Source organism: Streptomyces gilvus (assembly GCF_022513565.1).
Lineage (GTDB): Bacteria > Actinomycetota > Actinomycetes > Streptomycetales > Streptomycetaceae > Streptomyces > Streptomyces gilvus.
Map to the genome: position 1 here is coordinate 1 of NZ_JAKWBE010000004.1, position 15492 is coordinate 15492.

14 protein-coding genes and 1 pseudogene are annotated in these 15492 nt (G+C 70.6%); 7 read left to right on the forward strand and 8 right to left on the reverse strand.

Annotated elements, in window-relative coordinates; translation table 11 throughout:
- The 5 genes and pseudogenes from MKW14_RS08305 to MKW14_RS08325 all read left to right on the forward strand — a co-directional run.
- Nucleotides 1-1362: purine-cytosine permease family protein (locus MKW14_RS08305; protein WP_240860489.1), on the forward strand; the 1362-nt coding region annotated here is incomplete at its 5' end.
- Nucleotides 1359-1907, forward strand: coding sequence for a cysteine hydrolase family protein (locus MKW14_RS08310; RefSeq protein ID WP_240860491.1), 549 nt, complete (start codon nucleotides 1359-1361; stop codon nucleotides 1905-1907). The genes MKW14_RS08305 and MKW14_RS08310, both read left to right, overlap by 4 nt.
- 5 nt (nucleotides 1908-1912) lie before the next feature.
- Nucleotides 1913-2625, forward strand: a pseudogene (locus tag MKW14_RS08315) (Type 1 glutamine amidotransferase-like domain-containing protein).
- A gap of 140 nt (nucleotides 2626-2765) precedes the next feature.
- Nucleotides 2766-3167, forward strand: coding sequence for an SseB family protein (locus MKW14_RS08320; RefSeq protein ID WP_133045168.1), 402 nt, complete (start codon nucleotides 2766-2768; stop codon nucleotides 3165-3167).
- Between the two features lie 254 nt (nucleotides 3168-3421).
- Nucleotides 3422-4531, forward strand: coding sequence for a hypothetical protein (locus tag MKW14_RS08325; RefSeq protein ID WP_240860493.1), 1110 nt, complete (start codon nucleotides 3422-3424; stop codon nucleotides 4529-4531).
- Between the two features lie 60 nt (nucleotides 4532-4591).
- On the opposite strand, the gene MKW14_RS08330 is transcribed toward MKW14_RS08325, so the two are convergent.
- From MKW14_RS08330 to MKW14_RS08360, 7 genes are all read right to left on the reverse strand, one after another.
- Nucleotides 4592-4978, reverse strand: coding sequence for a MarR family winged helix-turn-helix transcriptional regulator (locus MKW14_RS08330; protein ID WP_240860495.1), 387 nt, complete (start codon nucleotides 4976-4978; stop codon nucleotides 4592-4594).
- 73 nt (nucleotides 4979-5051) lie between these two features.
- Nucleotides 5052-5402, reverse strand: coding sequence for a VOC family protein (locus tag MKW14_RS08335; protein WP_240860496.1), 351 nt, complete (start codon nucleotides 5400-5402; stop codon nucleotides 5052-5054).
- A gap of 112 nt (nucleotides 5403-5514) precedes the next feature.
- The gene (locus tag MKW14_RS08340) at nucleotides 5515-6258 is read right to left on the reverse strand and encodes a class I SAM-dependent methyltransferase (protein WP_240860498.1); all 744 of its coding nucleotides are present in this window, start codon (nucleotides 6256-6258) and stop codon (nucleotides 5515-5517) included.
- A gap of 48 nt (nucleotides 6259-6306) precedes the next feature.
- Entirely contained in the window at nucleotides 6307-7338 is a 1032-nt protein-coding gene (locus MKW14_RS08345; RefSeq protein ID WP_240860500.1) for a LacI family DNA-binding transcriptional regulator, read from the reverse strand.
- Nucleotides 7335-8240: a carbohydrate ABC transporter permease gene (locus MKW14_RS08350; protein WP_240860502.1), complete on the reverse strand. Its 906-nt coding sequence runs from the start codon at nucleotides 8238-8240 to the stop codon at nucleotides 7335-7337. The genes MKW14_RS08345 and MKW14_RS08350 overlap by 4 nt, the downstream gene beginning before the upstream one ends.
- Nucleotides 8237-9163: a carbohydrate ABC transporter permease gene (locus tag MKW14_RS08355; RefSeq protein WP_240860503.1), complete on the reverse strand. Its 927-nt coding sequence runs from the start codon at nucleotides 9161-9163 to the stop codon at nucleotides 8237-8239. The genes MKW14_RS08350 and MKW14_RS08355 overlap by 4 nt, the downstream gene beginning before the upstream one ends.
- Nucleotides 9160-10476 carry an ABC transporter substrate-binding protein gene (locus MKW14_RS08360; protein ID WP_240860506.1) on the reverse strand — a complete coding sequence of 439 codons (1317 nt, stop codon included), beginning with the start codon at nucleotides 10474-10476 and terminating at the stop codon, nucleotides 9160-9162. Before MKW14_RS08360 ends, MKW14_RS08355 begins: the two co-directional genes overlap by 4 nt.
- Nucleotides 10477-10705: 229 nt before the next feature.
- On the opposite strand from MKW14_RS08360, the gene MKW14_RS08365 reads away from it, so the two are divergent.
- Nucleotides 10706-12727: a beta-galactosidase gene (locus MKW14_RS08365; protein WP_240860508.1), complete on the forward strand. Its 2022-nt coding sequence runs from the start codon at nucleotides 10706-10708 to the stop codon at nucleotides 12725-12727.
- A 146-nt stretch (nucleotides 12728-12873) separates the two neighbouring features.
- Entirely contained in the window at nucleotides 12874-14433 is a 1560-nt protein-coding gene (locus MKW14_RS08370; RefSeq protein WP_240860510.1) for a glycosyl hydrolase 53 family protein, read from the forward strand.
- 57 nt (nucleotides 14434-14490) lie between these two features.
- On the opposite strand, the gene MKW14_RS08375 is transcribed toward MKW14_RS08370, so the two are convergent.
- Nucleotides 14491-15318, reverse strand: a complete 828-nt coding sequence (locus MKW14_RS08375; protein ID WP_240860512.1) for a YhjD/YihY/BrkB family envelope integrity protein — start codon at nucleotides 15316-15318, stop codon at nucleotides 14491-14493.
- Nucleotides 15319-15492: the final 174 nt, after the last annotated feature.

Below are 15492 nucleotides of genomic sequence, written 5' to 3' on the forward strand. Positions count from 1 at the left end.
AACGTCTCGATTCTGGGCCTGAGTTACGGCGCCTTCGCGCTCGGCTTCGGAATCTCCTTCTGGCAGGCGCTGATCGCCGGCGTGATCGGCATCGTCTTCTCCTTCCTGCTGTGCGGCTTCATCGCCGTGGCCGGAAAGCGCGGCTCCGCACCGACGATGGTGCTCAGCCGGGCCGCCTACGGGGTGCGCGGCAACAAGCTGCCCTCGGTGATCTCCTGGGTGCTCACCGTCGGCTGGGAGACCGTGCTGTGCGCGCTCGCCACCATGGCCACCGCCACCGTCTTCGGGCGGCTCGGCTGGGGCGGCGGCACCGGCACCAAGGTGGTCGCCCTGGTCCTCGTCGGTGCGCTGACCGTGGTCGGCGGAGTGATGGGCTTCGACCTGATCATGCGCCTGCAGACCCTGATCACCCTCGTCACCGGTGTGCTCACCGTCGTCTACGTCGCGCTGGTCGCCGACCACATCCACTGGAACACCGTCAGCGGCATCCCGGCGGGTTCCGCGCAGGAGTTCATCGGCGCGCTGGTGTTCATGATGACCGGCTTCGGACTGGGCTGGGTCAACGCGGCCGCCGACTACTCCCGCTATCTGCCACGCCGTTCCGCCGGCCGGGGCGTGATCGGCTGGACCACCTTCGGGGCGTCCCTGGCGCCGCTGCTCCTGCTGGTCTTCGGCCTGCTGCTGGCCGGCTCGTCCACCAAGCTGAACACGGCCGTCGCCGCCGACCCCATCGGCGCGCTCACCACCATCCTGCCCACCTGGTTCCTGGTCCCCTTCGCCGTGGTCGCCGTGCTCGGACTGGTCGGCGGCGCGGTCCTCGACATCTACTCCTCCGGCCTCGCCCTGCTCTCGGCGGGCATCCGGATCCCCCGCCATCTCGCCGCCTTCGTCGACGGCGTCCTGATGATCGCGGGCTCCGTCTACATCGTCTTCCTCGCCGACGACTTCCTCGGCCAGTTCATGGGCTTCCTCACCACACTGGGCGTCCCCATCGCCGCCTGGTGCGGCATCATGCTCGCCGACCTGCTGCTGCGCCGGCGCGACTACGACGAGGGCGACCTCTACCGGCCCACCGGCCGCTACGGCGACGTACCCCCCGTACCGCTGCTGCTGACCGTCGTCGCCACGGCCCTCGGCTGGGGCCTGGTCACCAACGCGGCCGCAAGCTGGCTCACCTGGCAGGGCTATCTGCTCGACCCCTTCGGTCTCGGCGGCAAGTCCGGCGCCTGGGCCTACGCCAACCTCGGCGTCCTCGCCGCGCTCGCCCTCGGCTTCCTCGGCACACTCGCCCTCGGCCGCGCCCGCGTCCACGCCCAGGAGGAACAGGAACCGAGCCCCACGGACGCGGGGGCCGCCGTATGACCGGCGGTCTGCTCGCCGTCATCGACATGCAACGCGTCTTCGCCGAACCGGGCAGCCCGTGGGCCGCGCCGCGCTACGCCGAGGCCGCGGCGGGAGTACGACGCCTGCTGCCGGCCTTCGGCGACCGGGTCACCTTCACCCGCTTCCTGGCCCCGGCGAAGCCCGAGGGCGCCTGGCGGGCCTATTACGACCGCTGGCCGTTCGCCCTCCAGCCACCGGACGCCCAACTCTGGTCCCTGACGGAGGACTTCGCCCCGCACGCCCACCACACCCTGGACGCCACGACCTTCGGCAAGTGGGGCCCGGACCTCGCCCGCCGCCTCGGCCCGGACAACCGCCTCGTCCTGGCCGGCGTCAGCACCGACTGCTGCGTCCTGTCCACCGCCCTCGCCGCGGCCGACGCGGGAGTCGAGGTCGTGGTGGTCACGGACGCGTGCGCCGGAGCGGACGACGCCGCACACGCGCGGGCACTGCAACTCATGGACTCCTACGGGCCGTTGATCCGACTGACCGCGGTCACCGAACTGCTCGCGGAGGCGGTGTGAGCCGCATGCCGACCGCCCCTGACCACCGCCGCATCGCCCTCCTCGGCGGAGGCTTCGGAACCGGGGCTCCGCTGGACGGCTGGGTCCTGGGCCACGCGCGTACCTCCCGGCCGCGCATCTGCTTCCTGCCCACCGCCAGCGGCGACGCCCCGGCGTACGTGGAGTGGTTCCTCGACGCGTTCGGCACGCGCCGGGACTGCGAGCTGTCCGTACTGCCCTTGTTCCAGCGGCAGTTGGACGACGACGCGCTGCGCACGCAGGTGCTCGCGCAGGACATCGTGTACGTCGGCGGGGGCAACACCGCGAACATGCTGGCCGTCTGGCGCGTGCACGGCGTGGACCGCCTGCTGCGGGAGGCCTACGAGCGGGGCACGCTCCTGCGCGGCACCAGTGCCGGTGCCACTGCTGGGCGGAGGCCTCCCACACCGACTCCTTCGGTCCCCTGACCCACCTCCGGGACGGACTGGGGCTGCTGTCCGGCTCGGTCTGCCCTCACTACGACAGCGAACCGGGCCGGCGCCCCTCCTACCGGGCGGCCGTGGCGGACGGCTCGCTGCCGGGCGGATGGGCGCTGGACGACGGGGTCGGGGCGCTGTTCCTGGACGGGGAACTGGCGGAAACGGTGTCGGTGACGCCCGGTGCTCATCTGTACCGGGTGGAGCAGGACGGGCGCGGAGGCGTGCACGAGCGGGTCGTCGGCGGGCGTTCGCTGGTGTGAGGGTTGACCGGAGCGGTCGGTGGATTCCCCGGTCGGCGGGGGAATGGCCCGCTCCGGATCGGGTACGCGACCCGGAGCCGTGCCCGGAGGCGATCTTGTTCCGGCCGTGCGGTACGACCGTCGCTACCAGGGGATCTGCCATGGAGACACCTGCCCACGAGAACAACCCCACACCGGCACGGCAGGCGCTCGACGCGCTGGCCGTGAACACCGACGACACGGCGGCGCTGGACACGCTGGCCGGCAGCGAGGTCCTCGTCCCGGTGCCGGACGACGCGAACCAGGACGACGCCACCGACCCCTCGGCCGTGGCGCTGCCCGTCCTGGAGCAGCCGGACGGCGACCCGGTGGTGCCCGTGTTCACCTCGGAGGTGGAGATGGCCGAGCTGCTGCCCTTCGTCTCCCGATACCGCCTGGTCCCGCTGGGCGCCCTCGCCTCCCAGTGGCCGGCCGACGAACTGTCCCTGACCATCGACGCGGGCTCCGAGCACCCGCTGACCCTCACCTCGGAAGGCGTACGCACCCTGCTCGCCCGGCCCTGAGCCCCGAGCCGCGAGAGCTCCCGCGCTCGCGCGCGGCCGGAGCGCGAACGGCACCGACCCCGTTCAGCCCGGACGCGTGCGGCCGCCGGGGCCGACGATACGGCTGGTGCGGCGTCGCCCAACGCTGGGCGACCGGCCGCAGAAGTGAGCGGATTGCGGCATGTGGCGGCCCACGCCCAAGGCCGCGTCGCCCGGTCGCGCTTGTGCGCCGCCGAAACTGATCGCCGGTCGCGGCAGCGGGCCACAATGGCCGCATGGAATGGATCTCCGGCGTGGCCGGCGGGCTGCTGCTGGCGGTCCTGGCCGGCAGCGTCCTGCGCACCCTCGTGGTGCCGCGCGGCCTGTACTCGATGCTGGTGTACCGGCTGTGGTGGCTGCTGCGCCGCCTGCTGCGGCTCGCCGCGCCCGGCGGGGGATACGACGCCATCGACCGCGCCCAGACCTGGCTCGCGCCCCTGATCCTGATCGGCATGCTCACCACCTGGCTGGGCGGTGCACTGCTCGCCTTCGGCCTGCTGCTGCACGCCCTGTCCGGGCTGTCCTGGGGCAGTTCCTTCCGTGAGGCCGGCTCCAGCCTGCTCACCCTCGGATTCGCCAGCGGCGACCGCCTGCGACTGTCCGCGCTCGACTTCGTCGCCGCGGCCACCGGACCCGTCCTGATCGCCCTGCAGATCGCCTACCTCCCGACGCTGTACGCCGCCTACAACCGCCGCGAGCTGGAGGTGACCCTCCTCCAGTCACGGGCCGGCGAGCCCGCCTGGGGTCCGGAGATCCTGGCCCGGCAGTGGCTGGTCGACACCGAGACCGCGCTGCCGGAGCTGTACCGGTCCTGGGAACGGCTGGCCTCCGACATCGGCGAGAGCCATTCCGCGTACCCGGTCCTGATGGCGTTCCGCTCGCCCCGCCCCTACCGGCACTGGCTGGTCGGCCTGATCGCCGTCATAGACGCGGCGGCCGTCCAGCTCGCGCTCACCCCGCGCACCGCCCCGCCGGCCGCCCGCCTCGTGCTGCGCGCCGGTTTCACCGCGCTGCGCGACATGGCCCGCGCCCAGCGCATCCCGTTCGACCCCGACCCCGCCCCGGACGCCCCCGTCCGGCTGACCTACGTGGAGTTCGAGGCCGCGGCGGCCATGCTGGAGGCGGCGGGTTTCCGCGCCGAACGCCCCATCGAGGAGGCCTGGCCGCACTTCCACGGCTGGCGCGTCAACTACGAGGCCATCGCCTACGAACTGTGCCGCCGCTGCGACGCCGTACCCGCGCTGTGGACCGGGCCGCGCGACTTCGACTCGACGCCCGTTCCGCCGCGCCGGCCCGCGGACCGCAGACCCGGCGAGGGACGTCCCGAGCTGCCTCCGGCGGGCTGAGCCGGGTGACGGCGTCAGAGGGCGACCGCTGCGCGGACGGGGCCTGAGGGCGGCCGGGGCTCAGCCCAGCGTGCGCTGAAGCGCCGCCCGTTGCAGCGGCAGAACCTCGGCGTGCAGGTCGCGGCCCTTGCGGGTGAGGGTGACGTACACGCCGCGCCGGTCCTCGACGCACACGGAGCGCTCCAGCAGGCCGTCCTTCTCCAGCCGGCCGATGAGCCGGGACAGCGCGCTCTGGCTGAGATGGACCCGGCCGACCAGGTTCTGCACCCGGCACTGGTCGCCCTCCCGGGGCGCCTCGGACGCGAGGAGGTCGAGCACCTCGAAATCGCTCGCGCCCAGACCGTGCGGGTGCAGCACCCGGTCGATCTCGCACATCGTGCGCGCGTGCACGGACAGGATGTCCCGCCACTTCTCCTCGAGCCCGGCCCCGGCCGTCTTCACTGCCATACCCGCACGGTAACACCGAATGAGCCATTCGTTGAGCGTGCAACCAATGCGGGTGCATGCGGCGCGGCGGTTCTCAGGCGGCCGGGTCCTCGAGCAGCCCGACCAGGTTGCCGTCCGTGTCCTTGAGCGAGGCGATCAGCCGGCCGTTGCCGACGTCCCGGACGTCCTGCACGATCTCCGCACCGGCGTCCACCAGGGCGGCCAGCCGGCCACGGATGTCGGTCACGTGCCAGTACGGCACCGGCCCGGTCAGGCCCTGAGCGTGACCGTTGGGGTCCAGGCCGACGTCCTGTCCGGCGTCCTTGAAACCGACGTAGTACGGCTCGTCCGCGTACGGCTCGACCTCCAGCAGGGCGCTGAAGAGGGCCTTCGCCCGGTTGATGTCCTTGACGGGGTAGATGATGGTCTTCAGGCCGGCAGTCATGACAGGCTCCTCCGTGTCCGGTTCTCCGACGGGATTTCGTCGGTGGTCTCACGCTAGGGCGGGGGAGCGGGACGTGGCTTCTCGGATCCTGACCGGTTGCGCCGACGGGTGCTCAGCGCTCCGCCACCAGCAGCCGGTAACCGACGTCGAGACTGTCCCTGGCGAGCAGATCCGCATGCCGGTCGTGCCAGCGACCGGAGGCCAGATCAGCGGCGAGTCGCGCCAGCCCGGGCGCCAGGACGTCCTCCCCGGTCTGGGCGAGCAGGGAGATGCCGGCCCGCACCCGCGGATCGAGGTAGGCGTGCGGACGACGCCAGAAGGCGGCGCCGAAACCGTCCGTGCAGTCGTACGGAACCGGCACGGGCTCCTGACGCGCCCCGCCCAGCCAGGCGGCCAGCCGGTCGACGGGAAGGGCCCGGGCGTCGTCGAGGACCGCGACCTCGGGAAGGTACTCGCGCACCAGCCAGAACCGCTCCCGGAAGACCTCCTGATCCCAGGTCAGCACCACGATCCGACGCCGGGCGACCCGGCACAGCTCGGCGACCCCGGCCGCCGGATCACTCCAGTGGTGGACGGTCAGCAGCGCCATCACCGCGTCAGCGGCACCGTCCCGCAACGGCAGACGCTCGGCGACCGCGCGCACGGCCGGCGCGGAACCGGGCGGCCGCCGGCCGGTCATCACCCGGCTCGGCTCCACCGCGAGCACCGTGCACGCCGGCTCGTAGGAGCCGGTACCGGCCCCCACGTTGACCACGTCCGTGGCGTCCCCGAGCGCGGCGTGGATCAGCGCGGCGATCCGCGGATCCGGCCGCCGGGTCAGGTGGTACGTCGTACCGAGCGAGTCGTAGAGGGCCATGGCCCTCAGTATGCGAAGCGACCGCACACCGAGGGCCCGCATGACGCGCTACGTCGAGTCCCGCTTCACCAACTCCGTCGGCAGGATCACCGCCGCCGGGTCCTCGCCGCCTATCTGGGCCAGCAGTACCCGCACCATCTCGTTGCTGATCCGGTCCCACGGCTGGCGGATCGTGGTGAGCGCGGGGCTGACCGCCGTCGCCGCGGGGGAGTCGTCGAAGCCGCCCACCGCCACGTCCTCGGGGACCCGGCGGCCCGCCCGCTGGAGCGCGGTGAGCACGCCCTGCGCCATCAGGTCGGAGGCCACGAAGACCGCGTCGATGTCCGCTGCCTGTGCCAGGAGCCGCTCCGCGCCCGCCTCACCGCTGGCCCGGCTGTAGTCCCCGGGCACGACGAGCTTCTCGTCGATCTCGATGCCCGCTTCGGAGAGGACCTCCTTGTAGCCCGCGAGGCGTTCCACACCGCCCGGTGTGTCCAGCGGACCGGTGACCACGCCGATACGGCGCCGCCCCTGCGACAGCAGATGGCGGACCATGTCCTTGGCGCCGTCCCGGTCGTCCGCCGCCACATAGCTCACCTTGGCGCCCAGACCCATGGGCTTGCCGCACGCGACCAGCGGTACGCCCGCCTCGCGCAGCTCCTCGGCGACCGGGTCGCCGGAGTGGCTGGAGACCAGCAGCACCCCGTCCACGTGACCCGCGGTGATGTACCGGGTGATGCGCCGGCGCTCGTCCTCGGTCCCCGCGAGCATCAGCAGCAGCGGGACGTCGTGCGAGGCCAGCGCCTGCGTACAGCCTCGCAGCAGGACGTTGAAGTTCGGGTCCTCGAAGAACCGCTCCTGCGGCTCGGTCAGCAGGAAGCCGATCGAGTCGGAGCGTCCGGTGATCAGGGAGCGGGCGTGCCGGTTGACGACGTAACCCGTCTTGCGGATGGCGGCGTTGACCGCCTCCTGCGCGGCGGGGCTGACGTAGTGCCCGCCGTTGAGCACGCGCGAGACCGTGCCGCGGGAGACCCCGGCCTCGCGTGCCACGTCGTGGATCGTCGGTGGTCTGCGCCGGCCCCCCGTGTTGCTCATGGTCATGACTTTACGGCCCCGGAGAGCAGATCGAGGCTCCAGAATCTCTGGATGACCAGGAAGAGCGCGATCAGCGGGATCACCGCCAGGAAGGCGCCCGTGATCACGAGCGTGTACAGCGCCGGCTGGTTGTTGCCCTGTTGGAGCAGCGTGAACAGGCCCAGTGTGATCGGGAACTTCTCGTCGTCGCTCAGCATGATGTACGGCAGCAGGAAGTTGTTCCACACGGCCACGAACTGGAACAGGAACACCGTCACCAGGCCGGGGATCATCATCGGCACAGCGATCCGTGTGAAGATCCGCCACTCGCTCGCCCCGTCCATCCGCCCGGCCTCGACCACGTCGGAGGGCACGGCCGCGGTCGCGTAGACGCGCGAGAGGTAGACGCCGTACGGGGAGAGGATCTGCGGCAGCAGCACGGACAGGTAGGAGTCCGTGATGTCGGCCTTGGCCATCAGCAGGTACTGCGGGATGGCGAGGATGATCGGGGGCATCAGCACGCCCGCGAGCAGCACGTTGAAGATCGCCTCGCGGCCCTTGAAACGGTAGGTCGCCAGGGCGTAGCCGCTGAAGGCCGAGACGCCCGTCGAGAGCAGGGCACCGAGACCGGCGTACAGGGCGGAGTTGCCCATCCACTTCCAGTAGACGCCGTCGCGGTAGGCGCTGAGGTCCTTGAGGTTCTCGGCGAAGCCGGAGCCGGGCAGGAAGGTGAACGTGGAGAACAGTTCGCTGCCTGACTTGGTGGACGCGATCACCACCCAGGCGACCGGCAGCAGGGTGTAGATCGCGCCGAGCAGCAGCGTGAGGGTCGGGATCAGGGCGATACGGCGGCGCAGCGGCGGGCCCTGGGCCGTACCTGGGGTGGTACCTGCGGCCGGGGCGGCCTTGCGGACGGCAAGAGAACTCACGGTGCTGCCTCCTGCTTGTTGCGGCGGTTCGCGGCCCGTAGGAACCCGAAGGACAGGACCAGCGTGGCGATGGCGATGAGTGTCGCCTCGGCCGCCGCCGAGTAGATGTCCCCCTTGCCGAAGGCGTCGACGTACACCTTCATCAGCGGACTCCAGGTCGTACTGACCGAGTTGGTGAGGGGCTTGAGGGTGGTCGGCTCGTTGAAGACCTGCAGCGTCGCGATGATCGAGAAGAAGAAGGTCAGCACCAGCGACGGCGCGACCATCGGGATCTTGATCTTCAGGGCGATCTGCAGCGGGCCGGCGCCGTCCAGCTTCGCCGCCTCGTAGACCTCGGCCGGGATGGACCTGAGCGAGGTGTAGATGACGATCATGTTGAAGCCGGTGCCGCCCCAGACCGCGATGTTGGACAGGGCCAGATACAGCGCCCCGCCGTTCAGCAGGTCGGGCTGCGGCAGGTTCAGCTTGTCGAGTATGTAGTAGAAGGGGCTGACGGACGGCAGGTACAGAAAGCCCCACAGCAGCGCGGCCACCACGCCGGGGATGGCGTACGGCAGGAAGATCGCGAGCCGGGTGAACGGGGCGAGGCGGACCCGCTCGGTGTCGAGCATCAGGGCGAACAGGAGGGCGAGGCCGAGCATCACCGGGACGACGATGCAGCCGTAGCCGAGGACGCGCAGCGCACCGTGGTAGAACTCGTTGTCGGTGAGGGCGTCCTTGTAGTTCTCCAGTCCGGCCCAGACCTCCTTGCGGGCGCCCACGCCCAGGCCGAGGCCTGAGACGTGCACCTTGCGGAAGCTGAGCCAGATCGCGTACCCGATGGGCAGCACGAAGAACAGGGCGAAGAGGGTGGCGGCGGGGAGGAGGAAGGCGTACGGGGCCCCCTTGACCCCGTACGACTTCCGGTGTGCGGGGCTGGTCACTGAGAAACCCCGAAGCCCTGCTTCTTCATGTCGGCGAGCGTGGTGCCCTGCACGGTGTTCAGGGCGGTCACGAAGTCCGACTTGTTCTTGGCGGCGGTGCCGAACGCGTCGTTGAAGGACGTGTAGGCGACGTTCACGTTCGGGCCCCAGGCGGAGGCCGCCGTGGCCTTCGCGATCTTGGCGGCCTGGGTGTAGAAGTCCGCCTGGTTGGGGAAGTAGGCCGGCGGGCTGGAGAAGGCGCCGCTGGTCTGGGCGGAGGTGGAGGCGGGGTAGATCCCGCCCACCTTGGCCATCGTGTCGACCGCGTCAGCGTTCGTGTTCAGCCAGGCCGCGAACTTCGCGGCCGCCGCCTGGTGCTTGGAGTCGGTGGTGACAGCCGTCGAGGAGCCGCCCCAGCTGCCGGTGACATCGTCGCCCTTGTTCCACTGGGGGAGCGGGGCCATGGCCCACTTGCCCTTGGTGTCCGGAGCGGCCGTGGTCAGCACGCCCGGCGCCCACACGGCGGAGACCCAGGCGATCTGCTTGCCGGTGTCGAGTGCCTTGTTCCAGGCCGGGGTGTACATCGGCTGGTTGTCGATGGCGCCCTCCTTGACCAGGCCGCCCCAGAACTTGGCGACCTTCTGGGTGGCCGCGTCGTTGATGCCGACCTTCCACATGTTGCCGGAGGCGGTCCACCACTTGGCGCCGGCCTGCTGGGCCAGGCCCGCGAAGAGGCCGGCGTCGTTGGCGGAGAACGTGGTCAGGTCGAGGTTCGGCGCCTTCTTCTTCAGCGCGCGGGCGGTCTGGGCGAACTCGTCCCAGGTGGTGGGGACCGTCAGGCCGTACTTCTTGAAGAGGTCCGCGCGGTAGTAGAACATCAGCGGGCCGATGTCCTGCGGCACCGCGTACACCGCGTCCGTGCCCAGCGTGACCTGCCCCCAGACGCCGTCGGCGAACTTGCTCTTGGTGTCGCCGATCTCCTTCGATATGTCGGCGACGGCGCCGTTGCTGACCAGCGTCGGCAGCGCCTGGTACTCGGCCTGCACCAGGTCGGGCCCGGTCTTCGCCTTGTGCGCGGTGAGGATCTTGGTCACCAGCGTGTCGCCGGACGCCTGCTTCTTGAAGGTGACCGTGATCTGGTCCTTCTTGCCCGGACCCTTGTTCCACAGGTCGACGACCTTGTCCATGCCGGGCGCCCAGCTCCAGAACGTCAGGTTGACCGGACCGGACTCGGCCTTGCTGTCGTTCGACGAGCCGCAGGCGGCGAGGGCGGTGGCGCCGAGGGCGACGGCGATGGTGGATGCCACGAGGCGAGTGCGCTTCGTGTTTGGCATGGATCTCTCCCCTGACCTGGGTCCCCGCCCGTCGCGGGGACCTGCCATGCAGAGACCGGCCGACAAGGTCCTCGTCCTGATGAGGCTCTGTCCCGGCGTCTGTGAGCGTTCACAGTAGAGAAACATCCCGGACACTTGTCAATGGTTGTTGCCGTGCGGTTATCTTGGGCTCACACCGACACCATCGTGTGTGCACGTTCCCAGGCGATCGATCAAACGGAGAGAACCCATGCCGGAGACCACCCCCACGGGCCTCACCAGGCTCGCCTTCGGTGGGGACTACAACCCCGAGCAGTGGCCGGAGAGCGTCTGGCGGGAGGACGTCCGGCTGATGCGGGAGGCCGGCGTCACCATGGTGAGCGTCGGGATCTTCTCCTGGGTGCTGCTCGAGCCCGCACCCGGGGAGTACGACTTCGGCTGGCTGGACCGGCTCCTGGACCTGCTCCACGAGAGCGGCATCCGCGTCGACCTGGGAACGCCCACCGTCTGCCCGCCCGCCTGGTTCTACCGGGCACACCCCGAGGCGCTGCCGGTGACGGCCGAGGGGGTGCGCTACGAGTTCGGCTCCCGCGCCGCGATCTGCCACAGCAACGCCGACTACCGGGCGGCGGCGAAGGGCATCACCACCAAACTCGCCGAGCGCTACGGCGCTCACCCCGCCCTCGCGATGTGGCACGTGCACAACGAGTACGGCGTCCCCGTCTCCGCCTGCTACTGCGACTCCTGCGCCGCCCACTTCCGCCGCTGGCTGGCGGCGACGTACCAGACCGCCGAGGCGGTCAACGAGGCCTGGGGCACGGCCTTCTGGGGCCAGAGGTACGCGGACTTCGACCAGATCAACCCGCCGCGGGCCACCCCGACGGCCGTCAACCCGACCCAGGCGCTGGACTACAAGCGTTTCGCCGACGCCACCATGCGCGAGAACTTCGTGATGGAGCGGGACGTCCTGCACCGCCTCTCGCCGGGCGTCCCGGTCACGACCAACTTCATGACGGCCCTGAGCCAGTGCGACTCGGTCGACTACTGGGCCTGGGGCCGTGAGGTCGACATCGTCACCAACGACCACTACCTGATCACCGACGGCCGCCGCACCCACGTCAACCTCGCGATGGCCGCCGACCTCACACGCTCGGTCGGGGGCGGCGCGCCCTGGCTGCTGCTGGAGCACTCCCCCTCGGGCATCAACTGGCAGCCCCGCAACCCCGCGAAGGCACCGGGGCAGATGGCCCGCAACTCCCTCGCCCACGTGGCGCGGGGCTCCGACGGCGCCATGTTCTTCCAGTGGCGGCAGTCCCGGCGCGGCGCCGAGAAGTTCCACTCGGCGATGCTGCCGCACGGCGGCACGGACACGCGGGTATGGCGCGAGGTGGTCGAACTCGGCGCGGCGGTCGACTCGCTGAGCACCCTCCGCGGCACCCGCACCGAGGCCGACGTGGCGATGGTCTGGGACTGGCAGTCCTGGTGGGCGCAGAACCTCGCCTGGCGGCCCAGCGAGGACCACGACCCGCGCGAGCGCGCCGACGCCTTCTACGAGGTGCTCTACGACCGCCACCTCACCGTCGACTTCGCCCACCCGGAAGCCGACTTGTCGAGTTATCCCCTTGTCGTCGTGCCCGCCCTGTACCTGATGACCCAAGCGGCCGGGAACAACCTCAGGGAGTACGTCGAGAACGGCGGCACCCTCGTCGTGTCGTACTTCTCCGGCATCGTCGACGAGCACGACGCCGTCCACGAGGGTGCCTACCCGGGCCCGCTGCGGGACGTCCTCGGGCTGACCGTCGAGGAGTTCTCGCCCCTGCTCCAGGGCGAGCGGGTGCACGTCACCGGCCCCGACGGCTCGGAACTCGCCGGCGACGTGTGGACGGAGTTCGTGGTGCCGCGCGGCGCCGACACCGTCTGGACGTACGCCGACGGGCTCGCCGCCGGCCACCCCGCCATCACCCGGCACCGGCTCGGCGAGGGCACCGCCTGGTACGTCTCCACCCGCCTCGGCGCCGAGGGCCTGGACGCGCTGCTCGGCTGGGCAGCCGAGGACGCGCGCATCGCCCCGCGCGCCGACCTGCCCCGCGACGTCGAAGTCGTGCGCCGCACCGGCGAGTCGGGCACCTACCTGTTCGCGATCAACCACACCGGCTCGGACGCCAAGGTGCCGTTGGACGGGCACGGCACCGAGCTGCTGACCGGTGAGCGCGCCGCGGGCCGCCTGGAGGTGCCCGCGGGGGCCGTTCGGGTCGTCCGACTCGACGGCTGAGTCGACTCCCCTCCGCCCGCGAGTGCCACGAGAGCCGTGGGCGGAGGGGCTCTCCCTCCGGGTGCCACCGGAAGGAACCCCATCGGGGAAACCCCCACTGGAGGGGACGCCCCATCCCCATCACGTCGAAGGGACGACGGACGACGATGTTCCATCCCAGACGCACACTACGGGCCCTGCTGCTGCCGCTCGTGGCCGGGCTCGCCCTCATCGCCCTGCCCGCCACCGCCGCGCACGCCGCGAGCACGCTGACCAACGGCGGCTTCGAGTCCGACGGCGCGGGCGTGGCCACCCCGGCCGGCTGGTCCGAGTACGGGGACACCGGCGCCTCGTACACCGAGTCCGGAGGCCACAGCGGCGGTTACCGCCTGTCCCACTACTCGTCCTCCGCCTACAAGGTGGAGACGTACCAGTACCTGTCGGGGCTGACCAACGGCAGCTACACGCTGACCGCCTGGGTCCGCTCCAGCGGCGGGCAGAACGCCGCCTACATAGCGCTGAAGAACTGCGGCAGTGCGGAGCAGCGCACGGACCTGCCGGTGTCCACCAGCAGCTGGGTCCGCATCGTCACGTCGGTCAAGGTGACCAACAACCAGTGCACCGTCAGCATCAACAGTGACGCGAACGCGGGCAACTGGATCAATGTTGACGACCTGACCTTCGCATCCGGATCGACCGGCCTGTCGATCAAGGGCGCCGACATCTCCTCCCTCGCCAAGAGCGAGGCCCTCGGCGGCGTCTACAGGACCAGCTCCGGCACCGCCGGCGACGCGGTCACCATCCTGAAGAACGCCGGCATGAACTACGCCCGCCTGAAGGTGTGGGTCAACCCGGCCGACGGATACAACAACAAGACCCGCGTCCTGGCCATGGCCAAGCGCGTCAAGGCCGCCGGCATGAAGCTGCTGATCGACTTCCACTACTCGGACACCTGGGCCGACCCCGGCAAGCAGACCAAGCCCGCCGCCTGGTCCGGCCACAGCTACAGCCAGCTGAAGACCGACGTCTACAACCACACCTACGACGTGCTGAACGCGCTCAAGGCGCAGGGCACCACGGCCGACATGGTGCAGATCGGCAACGAGATCAACGGCGGCATGCTGTGGTCCGAGGGCTCCACCGACAACTGGTCGCAGCTCGCCGGCCTGATCAACTCCGGCTACCGCGCGGTCAAGGCGGTCTCCACCGGCACGCAGGTCGCGCTGCACCTGGCCAACGCCGGTGACGACGCCACGGTCCGCTGGTGGTTCGACAACGCCAGGACCTACGGCATCAACTACGACGTGATCGGCCTGTCCTACTACGGCTACTGGCACGGCTCGCTCGCCGCCGCGCAGACCACCCTCGACGACGTGGTCTCCCGCTACGGCAAGCCGGTCTTCGTCGCCGAGACCGCCTACCCCTTCACCCTGGCCCAGGACGACTCGCTGGAGAACCAGATCGACACCAGCGGTGAACTGGTCACCGGCTACCCGGCCACCCAGGCGGGCCAGCTGGCGTGGATGAACGCGGTCGCCAACATCGTGGAGGCGGTCCCGAACAACAAGGGACTCGGCGTCTTCTACTGGGAGGCGACCTGGACGGCGGTCACCGGCAACGGCTGGGACCCGACCGACCCCACCTCCGGCAACGGCTGGGAGAACCAGGCGCTCTTCGACTACAACGACAGGGCCACATCGGCCATGAGCTGGTTCAGCCACCGCTGAACCGACGAGCCGAGGGCCCGGTCGCAGGGGAGCGGCCGGGCCCTCACCCTGTCCCGCTCAGTTCCTGCGGGGCAGGTACTCACCGTGCTCCTCCTCCTCGTCCTCCTCCTCGGGCTCGTCCGTGTACCCGAACCGCTCGCACACCAGCCGCCCCACCAGTGCGCCGCCGTACACGACGAAGCCGACCCCGACCAGCCAGGACTCCACGACCAGGATGGCGCCCATCGGGCCGTAGCTGACCGCGTTGGTGACCAGCAGCGGGGTGAACACCAGGTAGGAGAACCACCGCAGGCCCACCAGGCCCGCCATCGTGGCGACGGCGCCGGGAAGCAGATGGCGCCAGCGCACCTGGCGGTGGAGCAGGAAGTGCGGGCTCCACCAGAAGAACAGCAACCCGATGGCCACGCTGAGCACGATGCGCGGCGGTCCCTGCAGCACGTTCCGGGTCCGCACCTGCGCGTACACGTACATCATCAGCACGACCAGCCAGACCACCTGCTGCCAGAGCCGGTGCCAGGGGCCGGCGTACGGCTTCCAGATCCGCTCGTAGCCGCTCTGCACGCTGGAGGCGAAGGACAGGCCGAACAGCGCCAGCAGCGCCACGCTCCAGGCGCTGGTCGTGCTGATGACCCGCTTGGGCGGGCCGAAGACGCTGGTCAGCGCGTGGGCTGAGCGGCCGGACAGGTCCATGCCGTCCACCAGCCACAGCGCGAACCCGCCGTGCCCCAGTGGGTCGGCCGCCGCGACCACGATCAGCAGCGGAGCGAGCGTGACCAGGGCCAGGGTCGCGAACCCCATGGCCCGGTGCAGCAACTCCAGCTCCTTGCCCCGCCGGTGCAGTTCGGCAAGCCCCAGCTGATGCCACCAGGCGGCCGACCGTGACATGGGGACCACCCCTTCTGGTTTGCGGTACACCGTTAGGCGCATGGTCCGGTGGGGACACTGGGGGCGATGTCCAGAGTGGCCCCGAAACCCCGGAGGTAAACCTGAACGGGTGACGCGGTACCCGGTGTGCCGTCGTCCGCATGGCAGCGTGAACCGTCCGACCTCCTCGAGGAG

Coding starts and splice junctions, on each gene's coding strand:
- MKW14_RS08310 (WP_240860491.1), top strand. CDS start 1,359: ATGACCGGCGGTCTGCTCGCCGTCATCGACATGCAACGCGTCTTCGCC.
- MKW14_RS08320 (WP_133045168.1), top strand. CDS start 2,766: ATGGAGACACCTGCCCACGAGAACAACCCCACACCGGCACGGCAGGCG.
- MKW14_RS08325 (WP_240860493.1), top strand. CDS start 3,422: ATGGAATGGATCTCCGGCGTGGCCGGCGGGCTGCTGCTGGCGGTCCTG.
- MKW14_RS08330 (WP_240860495.1), bottom strand. CDS start 4,978: ATGGCAGTGAAGACGGCCGGGGCCGGGCTCGAGGAGAAGTGGCGGGAC.
- MKW14_RS08335 (WP_240860496.1), bottom strand. CDS start 5,402: ATGACTGCCGGCCTGAAGACCATCATCTACCCCGTCAAGGACATCAAC.
- MKW14_RS08340 (WP_240860498.1), bottom strand. CDS start 6,258: ATGGCCCTCTACGACTCGCTCGGTACGACGTACCACCTGACCCGGCGG.
- MKW14_RS08345 (WP_240860500.1), bottom strand. CDS start 7,338: ATGACCATGAGCAACACGGGGGGCCGGCGCAGACCACCGACGATCCAC.
- MKW14_RS08360 (WP_240860506.1), bottom strand. CDS start 10,476: ATGCCAAACACGAAGCGCACTCGCCTCGTGGCATCCACCATCGCCGTC.
- MKW14_RS08365 (WP_240860508.1), top strand. CDS start 10,706: ATGCCGGAGACCACCCCCACGGGCCTCACCAGGCTCGCCTTCGGTGGG.
- MKW14_RS08370 (WP_240860510.1), top strand. CDS start 12,874: ATGTTCCATCCCAGACGCACACTACGGGCCCTGCTGCTGCCGCTCGTG.
- MKW14_RS08375 (WP_240860512.1), bottom strand. CDS start 15,318: ATGTCACGGTCGGCCGCCTGGTGGCATCAGCTGGGGCTTGCCGAACTG.